This window comes from Tateyamaria pelophila, assembly GCF_019966495.1.
Taxonomy (GTDB): domain Bacteria; phylum Pseudomonadota; class Alphaproteobacteria; order Rhodobacterales; family Rhodobacteraceae; genus Tateyamaria; species Tateyamaria pelophila.
Genome location: NZ_JAIMIA010000001.1, coordinates 62,752 through 76,145 on the forward strand (window position 1 = coordinate 62,752; position 13,394 = coordinate 76,145).

A 13,394-nucleotide genomic window follows, 5' to 3' on the forward strand; every position below is an offset into this window, starting at 1 on the left:
CAATGCCATATACCTATCAAACTGACGGCGCCGCGATTTATTTGCAGTCTTTTGCCACAATCCGCTCTGAGGCAGATCTGGCACGTTTTGATCCGGACGAAGAGCAGGTTGCGGTGCGCATGATCCACGCCGCAGGCATGGTCGGGCTGGAAGCGCATTGCCGTTTCTCTCCCGGTTTCGTGCCAGCCGCCCGGACTGCACTGGAGGCTGGTGCGCCGATCCTGTGCGACGCGCGCATGGTCAGCGAAGGGATCACGCGGCCTCGGTTGCCCGCGGGCAACGAGGTGATCTGCACCCTGCACGACAACGGCGTACGTGAATTGGCCGCCGAGATGGGCAACACCCGCTCTGCCGCCGCCCTCGAGTTGTGGCGCCCGCATCTTGAGGGGGCCGTCGTGGCCATCGGCAACGCCCCAACCGCCTTGTTTCACCTGCTGAATATGCTTGAAGACCCCGCTTGCCCACGCCCAGCCGCCATCATCGGCTGCCCCGTCGGTTTTGTCGGCGCGGTCGAGAGCAAGGATGCGCTGTGGGCGGACCAACCGGTGCCATGCTGCATCGTGCAGGGCCGTTTGGGCGGGAGCGCGATCACGGTTGCCGCCATCAACGCCATTGCGAGCCGCATGGAATGAGGGCGCCGCAAAAATCCGGAACGGTTTACGGCGTCGGGCTCGGCCCCGGCGATCAGGACTTGCTCAGTGTCCGGTCCGATCGGCTGGTGCGCGGTGCCCGCCACGTCGCGTTTTTCCGCAAGGCAGGCAAACCCGGTCAAGCCCGGCAGATCGTGAACGGAATGCTGGCCGTCGGTGCGCAGGAAATCCCGATGGAATATCCTGTGACGACCGAAGTTCCGCTCACCGATCCGCGCTACAATGAAATCCTGAGCCGCTTTTACACCGACTGCACCGCGCGCCTGCGCGCTCTGACCGATGCCGGCGAAGACGTCGTGGTGCTCTGCGAGGGCGACCCGTTCTTTTACGGCTCCTTCATGCATCTTTATGAACGGTTGAAGGACGACATCCCGGTTGAGGTCGTCCCGGCCATCACTGGCATGTCGGGGGCCTGGACCGCGACAGGCGCGCCAATCACGTGGGGCGACGATATCCTGACGGTGCTCATGGGCACCCTGCCCGAGGACGTGCTGGCCCAGAACATGGCCAATGCCGACGCCATTGTGGTGATGAAAATCGGACGCAACATCGACAAGGTCCGCCGTGCCTTGAAATCCGCTGGCCGGTATGAGGCCGCATGGCTGGTCGAATACGCCACCATGCCGAACCAAAGCGTTCAGCGACTGGCCGAGGCAGAGGGCAAAGTGACCCCTTATTTCTCGATCATCGTCGTGCACGGCCAGGGGCGCAGGCCATGACAGGCTGGGTTGTTGTCGCAGGGCTTGGACCCGGCAATGACGCGCTGGTGACGCCAGAGGTGACCGCGATATTGGCAGAGGCCACTGACATCGTCGGTTATATTCCTTACGTTGCACGCGTTGCTCAACGCCCCGGCCTGACGCTGCATGCCAGCGATAACCGGGTCGAGATTGACCGCTCGCGTCACGCGCTTGAGATGGCCGCCGAAGGCAAGCGGGTGGTCGTCGTCTCCTCAGGCGACCCGGGGGTCTTTGCCATGGCCGCCGCCGTGTTCGAAGCGGTCGAGGCCGGCCCCGCTCACTGGCGCAGTCTGGATATCCGCGTTCTGCCCGGCATCACAGCGATGCTCGCCGCTGCGGCGCGTGCAGGCGCGCCTTTGGGTCATGATTTTTGCGCGATCAACCTGTCAGACAATCTCAAGCCATGGGCGCTGATCGAACGGCGATTGCGGCTCGCGGCAGAGGCGGATTTTGCCATGGCCTTCTATAACCCAAGGTCCAAATCCCGGCCCGAAGGGTTCGAGCGCACGCTGGACATCCTGCGCGACGCCTGTGGGGATTCCCGGCCTGTGATCTTTGCCCGCGCCGTCTCGACACCGGACGAGGCAATCCGCGTTGTCCCCCTCCCCGACGCCACTGCAGATATGGCCGACATGCGCACAATGGTCATTGTCGGATCTTCGCAAACCCGGATCATCGAACGCGACGGCCCACCGATCGTCTATACGCCCCGATCCGTGCCGGTATGAGCAATCCACGCCATCACATCGGCAACGTTGTTTGCCTCGGGCCGGACTGGAATGGCAGGCCTGTCGATCATGAGCACGGGCAACCCAAGCTCCCGTGCCGCCGCGATCTTGGCATAAGCGCCTGTTCCACCAGCATTTTTGGACACCACCAGATCGATCCCGTGATCCTGCATCAAGGCGCGATCATCATCGGTGGTGAACGGCCCCCGCGAAACCAGTACATGGTGGTCGGGAAAGGGCGGTGGAATGGCGGGTGGGTCGACCAGCCGCAACAGATAGAAATGCTGCGGGTTTGGCGCGAACTCCTGCAAATGCATGCGACCCACGGCCAGCATGACGCGGCGCGCGGGTTGGTTCAGCGACGCCACCGCACCTGCGATATCCGGCACATGGGTCCAGTCGTCGCCCTGCGCGGCACACCACGGCGCACGGGTCAGTGCCATCAGCGGAACGTCTGCCTTCGTGCAGGCCGCCACCGCATTGCAGCTCATTTGGGCGGCAAAAGGGTGGGTTGCGTCGATCACGTGAGTGATCTGATGGCACTGCACGTAGGCCAGCAGACCGGCGACACCGCCGAACCCGCCGACACGTTGCGGCAAGGGTTGACGCCTTGGGCGCTCGACCCGGCCCGCAAAACTGACCGTACCGCGCAGGCCTGCCTCGGCGGCCGCTTTGGCAAAAGCTGTGGCCTCGGTCGTGCCCCCAAGGATCAGGAGGTTCGGCTGCATGTCTGAGACTCCCTGGTTGACCATCGTCGGCATCGGCGAGGACGGAGTTGACGGGCTGACGCCGTCAAGTCAAGCGGCACTTCGGCGCGCTGAAATCATCATGGGCCCGCCCCGCCACCTGGCGATGGTCCCGCAGAGTGCCGCGCAGCGGATCGCATGGCCGGTACCTTTTGCGGATGGCTTGTCCGTCTTGGAAGGGTTGCGTGGCCAGCAGGTCGTCGTTCTGGCGTCGGGCGATCCGTTCTGGTTTGGCGCGGGCAGCGTGATTGCCCGCCAGTTCGACGCCTCTGAATGGACGGCCCTGCCCGCGCTGTCCTGCTTTGCGCTGGCCGCGGCACATCTGGGCTGGGCGTTGGACAAAACGATGTGCATCGGATTGCACGCCGCGCCCTTCACCCGCCTGCGCCGCGATCTGGCACACGGGGTCAAGATCATCGCCACATTGCGCGACGGTGAAGCGGTCGCCGGTCTGGCCACGTATCTGACATCCACAGGCTATGGCCAAAGCCGGCTGACCGTCATGGAACATCTGGGCGGCGTGGCCGAACGGATCACATCAAGCACCGCAGAAACGATCACTGGCGCATTCGAACATCCGGTTTGCGTGGCAATGCATGTCGCAGGCGATGGACGGGCGCTTCCTGTCGCGACAGGCCTGCCCGACGACACTTTTGACCATGACGGCCAGATCACCAAACGTCCGGTCCGTGCCATTACGCTGTCCACGCTGGCCCCCCTGCCCGGCGCGCATCTGTGGGACGTCGGCGGCGGCTCCGGATCGATCGGGCTGGAATGGCTGCTGGCGCATCCCACAACCACAGCGACCAGTATCGAGCCGCGGGCAGATCGCGTTGAACGCATCCGCCAGAACGCGGCCAACCTGGGCGTCGGGCATCGCATGACGGTGATCGAAGGCGCGGCGCCAGAGGCCCTGACAGACCTGCGCGCGCCCGACGCCGTTTTCGTCGGCGGAGGCCTTTCACATGATCTGTTACAGGCCGTCACGGCCCTCCCTTCGCCGCGCATTGTCGTCAATGCCGTCACCTTGGAGGGCGAAGCGCTGCTGGCCGGGTTCCACGCCGAACTGGGCGGAGACCTGATGCGGATCGAGATCTCGAACGCCACAGCGCTTGGCCCCAAGCGCGGCTGGTCGGCCTCTTATCCCGTGGTGCAATGGAGCTTGATCCGATGATTGTGGCTGGGTTTGGATTTCGGAAGGGTGCGACACAGGGCAGCTTGGCGGACGCGTTGGCACAAGCCTGCAAAGACCACAGCCCCGCTGCATTCGCCACGCTTGAGGACAAGGCAAGCGACCTGCGTGATTTTGCCGACGCCCGAGCCGTGCCACTGATCGCCATTGCCCCCGAACTGGCCGAAGCACAAACGACGCTCACACAGTCCACCGCCAGCCTGACCCACAAATCGACCGGCTCTGTGGCAGAGGCAACCGCCCTCGCCGCCATCGGCCCAAAGGCGCGCCTTTCTGGCCCCCGCTCAATTTCCACCGACCGCATGGCGACCTGCGCCATCGCCATTGGAGACACTGAATGACTGTCCATTTCATCGGCGCAGGCCCCGGCGCACCCGATCTGCTCACCCTGCGCGGGCGCGACCTGATCGCCGCGAGCCCGGTCTGCCTATATGCAGGCTCCTTGGTGCCCGAGGCCATTCTGGGCCATTGTCCGCCCGATGCGCGGGTCGTGAACACCGCCGCGATGGACCTCGACGATATTATGGTCGAGATCACAGCCGCCCATGCCAAAGGGCTTGATGTCGTGCGGTTGCACTCGGGTGACCTGTCCGTCTGGTCGGCGATGGGAGAGCAATTGCGGCGGCTCAAGGCCGAGGGCATCCCGTTCACCGTCACCCCCGGCGTGCCGTCCTTCAGTGCGGCGGCAGCGGCCCTCGGGGCGGAACTGACCCTGCCCGGGATCGCGCAATCGGTCGTTCTGACCCGCACGCCCGGGCGCGCCTCGACCATGCCACCGGGGGAAACGCTTACGAATTTTGCAGCGACCGGGGCCACGCTTGCGATCCATTTGTCGATCGGCAATCTGGATCAGGTCATAGAGGATCTGTCCCCCGCATATGGTGCTGACTGCCCGGTTGCGGTGGTCTACCGCGCCAGTTGGCCAGATCAAAGGATCATCCATGCCACCTTGGGAACACTGAAAAGCGCGATGGACGGCAGCATCAGCCGAACCGCTCTGATCCTCGTGGGCCACGTGATCGGAGCCGAAAGGTTTGACGAAAGCTGCCTCTATGCTGCGGATTACGACCGCCGCTACCGCCCTCAAACCGCAGACAGCCCTTGGGCCAGCTGGAGCCACGGCGATGACTAATCCTCCCGGCCTTATGATCTCCGCCCCGGCCTCGGGGACGGGCAAAACGACCGTGATGCTTGGCCTGCTGCGGGCGTTGAAAGATGACGGGGCGACGGTGCAGCCGTTCAAAAGCGGACCGGACTATATCGACCCGGCCTTTCACCTCGCCGCTGCGGGCAGGTCTTCGTTCAACTTCGACACATGGGCGATGGACGAAAAACTGCTGGGCGGGATCGCGGCCAAGGTGGCAGGGGCCGACATCTGCATCGCCGAAGGGTCCATGGGCCTGTTTGACGGGGTCGCGACGCGCGGCCAGACCGGGTTCGGGTCAAGCGCAGAGACCGCATTGGCCATGGGTTGGCCCGTTGTTCTGGTAATCGACGTCGGCGGGCAGGCGCAATCGGCGGCGGCCACCGCGCTGGGGTTCAAGATGTACAACCCCGACCTGCCCTTTGCCGGCGTAATCCTCAACCGGGTGGCCAGCCCACGCCACGAACGCCTGACACGGCTGGGCATGGAGCGCGCAGGCGTCACCGTCCTGGGCGCCTTGCCCCGGCGCGGTGACCTCAAACTGCCCGAACGACATCTGGGCCTGATACAGGCGGTCGAACATCCAGACCTTGAGGCCGCAATTGCAGGCTACGCGGACTTCCTGCGGGACAATGTCGATCTGAGCGCGCTTCGCGCTGCGGCCCGCGCAGGCCCTCCGATGGCCGCGCATCCCTTGCCCAAACCGCCCGCGCAACGGATTGCACTGGCCCGTGACGCGGCCTTTTCCTTTACCTATCCACACCTTTTGGACGGCTGGCGGGCGCACGGCGCTGAAATCCTGCCCTTTTCACCGCTGGCCGATGAAGCGCCGGACACAAACGCGGATCTGGTCTGGTTGCCCGGTGGCTACCCTGAATTGCATGCAGGCACCATCGCAGCCGCCTCCAAATTCAAAAGAGGCCTGCGTGCCCACGCCGAGGCCAAGCCGGTGCACGGGGAATGCGGCGGCTACATGGCGCTTGGCGCAGGTCTGATCGACAAGGACGGCACACGTCATGAAATGGCCGGGCTTTTGGGATTGGTGACCAGCTATGAAAAGCGGAAATTCAATCTCGGGTATCGGCGGGCTGTCCTTGAAAAGCCCATGGCGGGATTTGACGCGGGCGCAGCTTTGCGCGGGCACGAATTCCACTATTCCTCCATCCTCGAACAGCCCGACCCCGCGCTTGCGCAAGTGTTTGACGCAGATGGCAACGCCGTGGTGCAGACCGGATCGTGGCGCGAAAATGTAACCGGCACATTCTTTCATCTGATCACCGGAGAGGCCCCGTGACCGGCTTTGTCAGCTTTGTGGGTTCCGGGCCCGGCGATCCTGAATTGCTGACGCTCAAGGCCGTGGACCGATTGAAACGGGCGGATGCGGTTCTGTTCGACGATCTCTCCGCCGGTCCGATCCTGACGCATGCACGCGCGGGCGCAGATCTGGTCGGTGTCGGCAAACGGGCCGGACGACCATCGCCAAAACAGGATCATGTGAGCCGCCTTCTGGTCGATTATGCCGAAGGCGGTCAGCGGGTCGTGCGCCTGAAATCCGGCGACGGCGGCACATTTGGCCGTCTGGAAGAAGAAACCACAGCGCTCAAAGCCGCCGGTATCGATTTCGAGATCATCCCCGGCGTGCCATCGGCCTGTGCGGCAGCGGCAGCGGCAGGCATTCCGCTCACCCGTCGGCTGACAGCACGTCGCGTGCAATTCATCACCGGTCACGATGTGCAAGGGGCCCTGCCCGAGGATCTGAACCTGGCAGCGCTCGCAGATGCCCAGGCGACCACAGTTGTCTTCATGGGGCAGCGCACGTTTCCGGCGCTCGCAATCATGTTGATGGATGCGGGGCTGCCCGCCGATACGCCTGCCTTGCTCGCCGAAGGTGTCTCTACGTCTGTTGAGGCACTGCACCGGATGACCGTGGCCGATCTCGCTGCGCGCCTCTCGGAAACGATCAGCAATGCGCCTGCCCTGATCCTCTATGGTGCGCTGGCGGAGGGCTAGGACCGAGCGCGTCCGCCCGTGCATCCGATCACGAGGGGCACAAAAAAATCAGTCCCCTCATATGCCGGTCTTCGGCAACGAAACGCATAGAGCCTACCGCGCAGACCAGCACCTGAACCTGCGCGCCGCGCGCTTGGATCAATCCGGGCGCTTCAATCGCGGTGGTGGCTCAACTGATGCCCCAAATGCCGCGAACAGGCTTGTCCGATCGTGGAAAGGGTGTAAACGTGGATTTACGATGGTGGCCCGGCAACGGGCCTGAAAAGGGAATCGGGCGAATATCCCGAACTGCCCCCGCAACTGTGACCGGAGAGTGGCCCGGCAAAACCACTGGCCAACATTTGGCTGGGAAGGTTCGGCGCCGCATTGACCCGAAAGTCAGGAGACCTGCCGTCGCGAACGTAACACACCGGGAAACCGGTAAAAAAGCCGCCGGGCGGGTGGCGAGGAGAGAAAGAAATGCATATCGAACCGGGCGTCGTTGATGGCGCAAAAATGGCTTTCGCTTATGGCTCTGCAGCGGCTGCTGCGGGGTATTCGCTGAAACTGGCTGCCGATGACCTGAAACTATCCAACGTGCCTGCGTTTGCAGTGCGTGCGGTCTTGGCGACGGTTGGCACCTTCGTGTTTTTCGAAGTGATGCCGCATTTCTCCGCCGGTATTTCCGAAGTCCACTTCATCCTCGGCACAACGCTGTTCTTGTTGCTGGGCGCGGGCGCCGCAGCAGCAGGTCTGGTCTTGGGGCTTTTGATACAGGGCACGCTCTTTGCCCCGTCTGACCTGCCGATGTTCGCCGTGAACATGACGACACTGTTGTTCCCGCTCTTTGCGCTGCACGCTCTGGCCAAGCGCATCGTGCCCGAGGCGCGCGCCTATGTTGATCTCGACTATGCACAAGTGCTGAAAATGTCGGCCGTCTATCAAGGCGGCATCGTGGCCTGGGTCGCCTTCTGGGCGATTTACGGTCAGGGCGTTGGCGCGGAAAACATGCAATCCGTTCTGACATTCGGGGCCGCTTACATGTTGGTGATCCTGATCGAACCGGTGGCCGATCTTGCCGTTCTTGCGGGCGCAAAGGCGATCCGCGGCTGGAAGCATACCGGTCTGTTCACACGTCGGCTGTACAATCCAGCCTAAGCAATACAACTCGAAGACGACGGGGCCGCATTCGTGCGGCCCTTTTGCGTAGGGCGTCATGATACATCTTTTTCTCATCGGCATCGGCACGGGAAACCCTGATCATCTCACGGGCGAGGCGCGGCGCGCGATCCTGGATGCGGATCTTTTCCTGATCCCGCACAAAGGCGCAGGGAAATCAGACCTCGCCGATCTGCGCACGCAGATCATTGCGGACGTCCGCTCGGATGCGCATATCGTGCCGTTCGACATGCCCGTGCGCGACGAAACCCTGCCCTATATCGACCGGGTCGAAGCCTGGCATGACGCCATCGCCGATATCTGGGCGCAGGCGCTGGCTGGTCATCCCGGTGTCACGCGTGTGGCGTTGCTGGTCTGGGGCGATCCGTCTCTGTATGACAGCACACTGCGGATCGCCGCCCGCCTGAACCCCGCGCCACGGCTGACCGTTGTCGCGGGGATCACCTCAGTGCAGGCGTTGACTGCCGCCCATGCCATCCCCCTCAATACGCTCAATGCCCCCGTGACGATATCGACCGGACGGCGTTTGCGCGATCACGGCTGGCCTGCCGACACCGAGACGCTGGTGGTTATGCTGGACGGGACCTGTGCCTTTCAAACGCTGGAAGGCGCGGATTACGACATCTGGTGGGGCGCTTATCTGGGCATGAAGGAACAAGTGCTCGAAGCAGGCCTGCTCTCTGAGGCGGCACCGCGCATCCTTGCCCGGCGCGCCGCGGCGCGCGCGGATCATGGGTGGATCATGGATACCTACCTGCTGCGGAAACGCACCAACCGCTAAGGGCGCGAAAAAAACCGCTTTCCATCTGTGGCGGAGCGATGACCGTGCACAATGCAATGGTCTCAAGGGGCGATGACGTGCGTCCTGCGCTGCCTCTCGAACCGGATGCCCCCCCGCGGCCCATGGTTGGCGCCGGATCAGCAACATAACTCACACTTGATCCCGAAGCCCGCTGCGCGCAGGATGGACGAATTCAACCAGCAGGTGCCGCGCAACCTGTGTCCGGTATCATGCCCCAAGGGAGATTTTGATTATGTGTGACGTTTGTGTGATGAATGCGGTGAAGGATCGGATGCTGTCGCGCCGTGACTTTTTCAGGACCACCGCTGCGGTGGGTGCTGCCGCCACATTGGGTGGCATGGTCGCGGCACCTGCGGCGATGGCGGCGGGGCATGGGGGTGTGTTCGACATGACTCACCCGCTCAGCCCGGAGTTTCCGACGTTTTTCGGTGTCCCCGGGATTTCCATGGAGCCTCAGTTCAACTTTGCCGAACACGGGTTCAACCTGATGAACCTGACGATCAACGAGCATACCGCCACCCATATCGATGCGCCGCTGCACTTTTCGGCCGACGGCAATTCGGTGGATGAAATCCCGGTTTCTGATCTGGTCGTGCCGCTTTGCGTGATCGATATTGCCGCCAAGGCGGCCGAGAATCCGGATGCGCAGGTCACGCCGGACGATCTGAAGGCGTGGATTGCAGCCAATGGCGCCATTCCGGACAAGGCGTGCGTCGCCATGCATTCAGGCTGGGCGGCGAAATCAGGCGATGCGGCGGCTTTTGTCGGCAATGACGCAGATGGCGTCAAACACTTCCCCGGCTTCCACATTGAAGCCACACAGATGTTGCTGGAAGAGACCACAGCAGCGGCCATCGCAGTCGATACGCTGTCTTTGGATTATGGTCCGTCGCCCGATTTTGCGACCCATTATGCATGGCTGCCCGCAGGCCGCTATGGCATCGAGAATCTGGCCGGTCTGGATCAGGTGCCGGCTGCCGGTGCCACGTTGGTCGTTGGCGCACCCAACCATGTGGGTGGCACGGGCGGTCCGGCCCGCATCTTTGCGATGGTCTGATGGCGACCGTTCCGCTGATTTCCGATGAAGCGGCCAGCGCCGAGGTGCTGGCCGTCTTCGCCGACATTCGCGCCACCCGTGGGGGCGATTTCATCAACAACTTCTGGCGGGCGCTGGCAAATGATCCGGCTTTGCTGGCCGCGACATGGGCCCGGCTGAAAGAGGTCATGGGCCCCGGCGATCTGGATCCGCTGGTCAAGGAAATGATTTATATCGCCGTCTCCGTCGCCAATGGGTGCACATACTGTATCCATTCCCACACCGCCGCCGCGACGGCCAAGGGAATGAGCGCGGAACAACATGGAGAATTGCTGAGCGTCATTGGCATGGCAATGCAAACAAATGGCTTGGTCACGGCCATGCAAGTGGAGGTAGACGATGCGTTTAGTATTTAGTCTTGTCGTATTCTTGTCAGCCAATGCGGCCCTGGCGGCCTGCCCGGGCGAGTCGCAGATGGAAATGAATGACTGCGCGGCCGCCGTCTATCAGACGGCGGACGGACAGCTGAACGCGGTCTGGCCACAGGTCAAAAGTTATATGGATCAGTTGAGTGCCGGTGATCAGCTTTTGGATGCACAGCGCAAGTGGTTGGCCTTTCGCGATGCCGCATGCACCGCCGAAATCGCGGTCTTTGCAGGAGGCTCGATCCAGCCTTTGATTTGGTACGAATGCATGACGCGCTTGACGCGCACGCGGACCAGTGAACTCCAGGCACTGATGAAACCCTGATCGGGACGCAGCCGGGGCGAGCCTACGGCATGCGACACCTTTCGCGGCGCTTCGGCGGCGTGTCAGACATGTTGAGTGGGCAAAACGCGGCGGCCAGTTGACAGTGGCGCACCGTGCGTGAATTTGCAGATTTTACATGACGTCTCTACAGCTTTGATGCACAGCACGAAATCAGCGATTTACCAGTCATATGCGCGCCACGCAAAACAGCTATGCGTCAGCGCACCTGACGCAATGCCTGTGCAATACCTATGTCAGCAACACCGTAAAATAAAAATAACGGAGACACCGATGACAATTCTTAACCAGATCGCTGCTTTTGTTGCCCGCATCAGCCTTCCACACGGCGCATTGGTGCAAACGCAGGCCGTCTATGCGCTGAGCGACGCGGAACTCAAGGCACGCGGCCTGAAGCGACGCGACGCCGCTCGCCAAATCATGATCAACGGCGACTGGTCGTAATCGCAAGGCTTTTCCGAGCGCACCAAGACAGCGCCATCGTCGGTACTTCGTTTCAGGCCACACGCTCGAACCGGCCTTTGGCTTCATGCAGGGCCCGAGGTCGGACATATGTCGACCGCGAAACGCGGGTTCTTTGTACCGCATCGTCGTAAATACGGTGCAAAGATAGTGACTGTCACTTAGGGCAGGTACGCCCGAAAGCGGATCAGAAAGCGCGGCAGGTTACTCCGGTCAACAGGAGTCGCCATGCACGAGCCGAAATCCGAGATCCACGACATCAGTGTCTGCCCACCCGTCCTGAGAGTTCCTGCTGTTCGTGACGTAGAGCGCTGCGCGCCGTCCCATGTCCAATCGTGGCGTTTCGATGGTGGTCAGTCGGATCGGCAGCGCTTCAAGAAAGGCGAGCCCGTTGAAGCCCGCGAGTGCGAGGCTGCCGGGGATGTCAATTCCGTTGCTGAGACAATGCATGATCCCGCCCGCGGCCAGATCGTCGTTGGAATAGTACAACGCCTCCGGAGCGTCTGACCGGTCGAGCACATCCGCCGTCATTTTGCGCCCCTCGACCATCGACGAGGGCGCGTCACTGACCTGATGGAGCGCCATTTGCGCGCCAGCTTCGCGGATCACTTCCCAAAACCCACTGTACCTCTTGGCCGCACGCAAATCGCGGCCCCCTTGACTGCCGATATATCCGAAACGCCGATAGCCCCGTTCCAGCATGTAGCGCGCTGTCGCCCGGCCTGCTTCCGCCTGAGAAATACCGAAGGCCCCCGACATCGGCACGCCATCGATGTCCATCACCTCGGCCACACGCACGCCCGATGCGCGGATCGCGGCGCGGGTCGCGTCCGTGTGCTCCAATCCGGGCAAGACGATGCCACGCGGACGCCATGCCAGCAATTCGCGTACGATCTCTTCTTCGCGCTCGAGGGAATATTCGCTGACCCCAAACACTGGTTGGATCATCTTGCCGGTCAGGGTCTCATTCAAACCTGTCAAAACTTCGGAAAACACCCGGTTGCCCAGCGTCGGCAAGACCACGGCGACCAGAGGTGTCATTTCTTCACGCAGGGCGCTGGCCAGACGGTTCTGGACATAGCCGAGCCTGCGTGCAGCCTGCTCGACCCTTTCGCGGACCTCCCGCGAGGTCTTGCCCGCACCGCGCATCACCCGCGACACGGTCATTTGACTGACCCCCGCTTCGATGGCGATGTCGTCCATCGTTGGCGCGGCTGTCTTTCCCAAGCGCATTGCGTACCGTCCTTTTCTGCTTTGGCGTCGTCAGATCACCCTTGAGCCAACGAATCAAGTTGACAAGTGTTTACGTAATCATTGAACCTGAAGCAGGTATGTTTACGTAAACAGCGCCAATAAATGTGATCTGGGAGGATACAAATGAAAAACCTGCTGCTGGTCTGGACCGTGATGGTTGCCGCTGCCTGAATGACCGCAGCGGAGACATATCGGCCCGAATGCTGTGTACCGGCCGCAGGATACGATGCGATCACTTTCAATGCCGTCAAACTGGCCACATTTGCACCTCTGATCCGCCGTGCAAAACGGTCCGGCACAGGAATTGTAGCCCTCGGGAGAGCGCTTGGTACAAGCAAGATACTTCATATCGATGAAAGCCAGATGGAACTTGACCGCCCAAAAGCGCAGGCCGTCGTGTGTGCCCTGAACGGTACCGCAGAAAAGATCCTGATGGGTGATGGATTGCCGGGCAACGCAACCGACCGCGACCGCCGCGCGGCATGATGAGCGCTCTGGAAAACGTCGACGGCCTCAAAATCGTGACAGTCGTTGAACACCGGGACGCCGGAACCAGCAAGAAGGTTGTTTCGGAGGAACTGGAACCTGGTGCGAAGTTTTTCCAGGACTTGCCGAAGTCCTTCAACACCGGCACCGGGTTTCCGGATTGATTTGCGCCATTCAAGCCCGAAGAGTTGCTCGGCCAGACCGCCGGCAACACCTGA

Annotated in this window: 18 protein-coding genes and 1 riboswitch; of the genes, 16 read left to right on the plus strand and 2 right to left on the minus strand. The window is 62.1% G+C overall.

Translation table 11 applies throughout. The features are described from left to right. The first annotated feature begins 2 nt into the window (after positions 1-2). Genes LC354_RS00310 through cobJ form a run of 3 tightly spaced genes read left to right on the plus strand, consistent with a single transcriptional unit; the run spans position 3 to position 2,118 of the window. Positions 3-632 (plus strand): precorrin-8X methylmutase, encoded by a 630-nt coding sequence (locus tag LC354_RS00310; protein WP_223420779.1) that lies wholly within the window; start codon positions 3-5, stop codon positions 630-632. Continuing rightward, the gene (locus tag LC354_RS00315; RefSeq protein WP_223420780.1) at positions 629-1,369 is read left to right on the plus strand and encodes a precorrin-2 C(20)-methyltransferase; all 741 of its coding nucleotides are present in this window, start codon (positions 629-631) and stop codon (positions 1,367-1,369) included. Before LC354_RS00310 ends, LC354_RS00315 begins: the two co-directional genes overlap by 4 nt. Then, positions 1,366-2,118: a precorrin-3B C(17)-methyltransferase gene (gene cobJ / locus LC354_RS00320; RefSeq protein ID WP_223420781.1), complete on the plus strand. Its 753-nt coding sequence runs from the start codon at positions 1,366-1,368 to the stop codon at positions 2,116-2,118. The genes LC354_RS00315 and cobJ overlap by 4 nt, the downstream gene beginning before the upstream one ends. Here cobJ and LC354_RS00325 read toward each other — a convergent pair. Continuing rightward, on the minus strand, positions 2,091-2,846 hold the full coding sequence (locus LC354_RS00325) for a cobalt-precorrin-6A reductase (protein ID WP_223420782.1): 756 nt from the start codon (positions 2,844-2,846) through the stop codon (positions 2,091-2,093). The genes cobJ and LC354_RS00325 overlap by 28 nt on opposite strands. Between LC354_RS00325 and cbiE the strand changes: the two genes are divergently transcribed. The 11 genes from cbiE to LC354_RS00380 all read left to right on the plus strand — a co-directional run bounded on the left by cbiE (position 2,845) and on the right by LC354_RS00380 (position 11,418). Next, the gene (cbiE, locus tag LC354_RS00330) at positions 2,845-4,038 is read left to right on the plus strand and encodes a precorrin-6y C5,15-methyltransferase (decarboxylating) subunit CbiE (protein ID WP_223420783.1); all 1,194 of its coding nucleotides are present in this window, start codon (positions 2,845-2,847) and stop codon (positions 4,036-4,038) included. The genes LC354_RS00325 and cbiE overlap by 2 nt on opposite strands. After that, a complete protein-coding gene (locus LC354_RS00335) occupies positions 4,035-4,397 on the plus strand; it encodes a cobalamin biosynthesis protein (RefSeq protein WP_223420784.1) in 363 nt (120 codons plus the stop codon). The genes cbiE and LC354_RS00335 overlap by 4 nt, the downstream gene beginning before the upstream one ends. Then, positions 4,394-5,188: a precorrin-4 C(11)-methyltransferase gene (cobM, locus tag LC354_RS00340; protein WP_223420785.1), complete on the plus strand. Its 795-nt coding sequence runs from the start codon at positions 4,394-4,396 to the stop codon at positions 5,186-5,188. The genes LC354_RS00335 and cobM overlap by 4 nt, the downstream gene beginning before the upstream one ends. After that, positions 5,181-6,494 carry a cobyrinate a,c-diamide synthase gene (locus tag LC354_RS00345; protein WP_223420786.1) on the plus strand — a complete coding sequence of 438 codons (1,314 nt, stop codon included), beginning with the start codon at positions 5,181-5,183 and terminating at the stop codon, positions 6,492-6,494. The genes cobM and LC354_RS00345 overlap by 8 nt, the downstream gene beginning before the upstream one ends. Beyond that, on the plus strand, positions 6,491-7,210 hold the full coding sequence (gene cobA / locus LC354_RS00350) for a uroporphyrinogen-III C-methyltransferase (RefSeq protein ID WP_223420787.1): 720 nt from the start codon (positions 6,491-6,493) through the stop codon (positions 7,208-7,210). The genes LC354_RS00345 and cobA overlap by 4 nt, the downstream gene beginning before the upstream one ends. A 222-nt stretch (positions 7,211-7,432) precedes the next feature. Continuing rightward, positions 7,433-7,619: riboswitch (cobalamin riboswitch) on the plus strand. Positions 7,620-7,669: 50 nt separating this feature from the next. Next, positions 7,670-8,347: an energy-coupling factor ABC transporter permease gene (locus tag LC354_RS00355; RefSeq protein WP_223420788.1), complete on the plus strand. Its 678-nt coding sequence runs from the start codon at positions 7,670-7,672 to the stop codon at positions 8,345-8,347. Positions 8,348-8,405: 58 nt separating this feature from the next. Beyond that, a complete protein-coding gene (gene cobF / locus LC354_RS00360) occupies positions 8,406-9,149 on the plus strand; it encodes a precorrin-6A synthase (deacetylating) (protein WP_223420789.1) in 744 nt (247 codons plus the stop codon). Positions 9,150-9,402: 253 nt separating this feature from the next. Continuing rightward, positions 9,403-10,227, plus strand: coding sequence for a cyclase family protein (locus LC354_RS00365; RefSeq protein WP_223420790.1), 825 nt, complete (start codon positions 9,403-9,405; stop codon positions 10,225-10,227). Beyond that, positions 10,227-10,622, plus strand: a complete 396-nt coding sequence (locus LC354_RS00370) for a carboxymuconolactone decarboxylase family protein (RefSeq protein ID WP_223420791.1) — start codon at positions 10,227-10,229, stop codon at positions 10,620-10,622. Before LC354_RS00365 ends, LC354_RS00370 begins: the two co-directional genes overlap by 1 nt. Beyond that, positions 10,606-10,956, plus strand: coding sequence for a lysozyme inhibitor LprI family protein (locus LC354_RS00375; RefSeq protein ID WP_223420792.1), 351 nt, complete (start codon positions 10,606-10,608; stop codon positions 10,954-10,956). Before LC354_RS00370 ends, LC354_RS00375 begins: the two co-directional genes overlap by 17 nt. 291 nt (positions 10,957-11,247) lie before the next feature. Then, entirely contained in the window at positions 11,248-11,418 is a 171-nt protein-coding gene (locus tag LC354_RS00380; RefSeq protein ID WP_223420793.1) for a hypothetical protein, read from the plus strand. A gap of 231 nt (positions 11,419-11,649) precedes the next feature. Here the strand turns inward: LC354_RS00380 and LC354_RS00385 are convergent, their stop codons facing one another. After that, on the minus strand, positions 11,650-12,669 hold the full coding sequence (locus LC354_RS00385) for a LacI family DNA-binding transcriptional regulator (protein WP_223420794.1): 1,020 nt from the start codon (positions 12,667-12,669) through the stop codon (positions 11,650-11,652). A 192-nt stretch (positions 12,670-12,861) separates the two neighbouring features. On the opposite strand from LC354_RS00385, the gene LC354_RS00390 reads away from it, so the two are divergent. Together LC354_RS00390 and LC354_RS00395 are read left to right on the plus strand one after the other, a co-directional pair. Continuing rightward, positions 12,862-13,176, plus strand: a complete 315-nt coding sequence (locus tag LC354_RS00390; protein ID WP_223420795.1) for a type 1 periplasmic-binding domain-containing protein — start codon at positions 12,862-12,864, stop codon at positions 13,174-13,176. Beyond that, a complete protein-coding gene (locus LC354_RS00395) occupies positions 13,173-13,340 on the plus strand; it encodes a hypothetical protein (RefSeq protein WP_223420796.1) in 168 nt (55 codons plus the stop codon). The genes LC354_RS00390 and LC354_RS00395 overlap by 4 nt, the downstream gene beginning before the upstream one ends. Positions 13,341-13,394 lie beyond the last annotated feature (54 nt).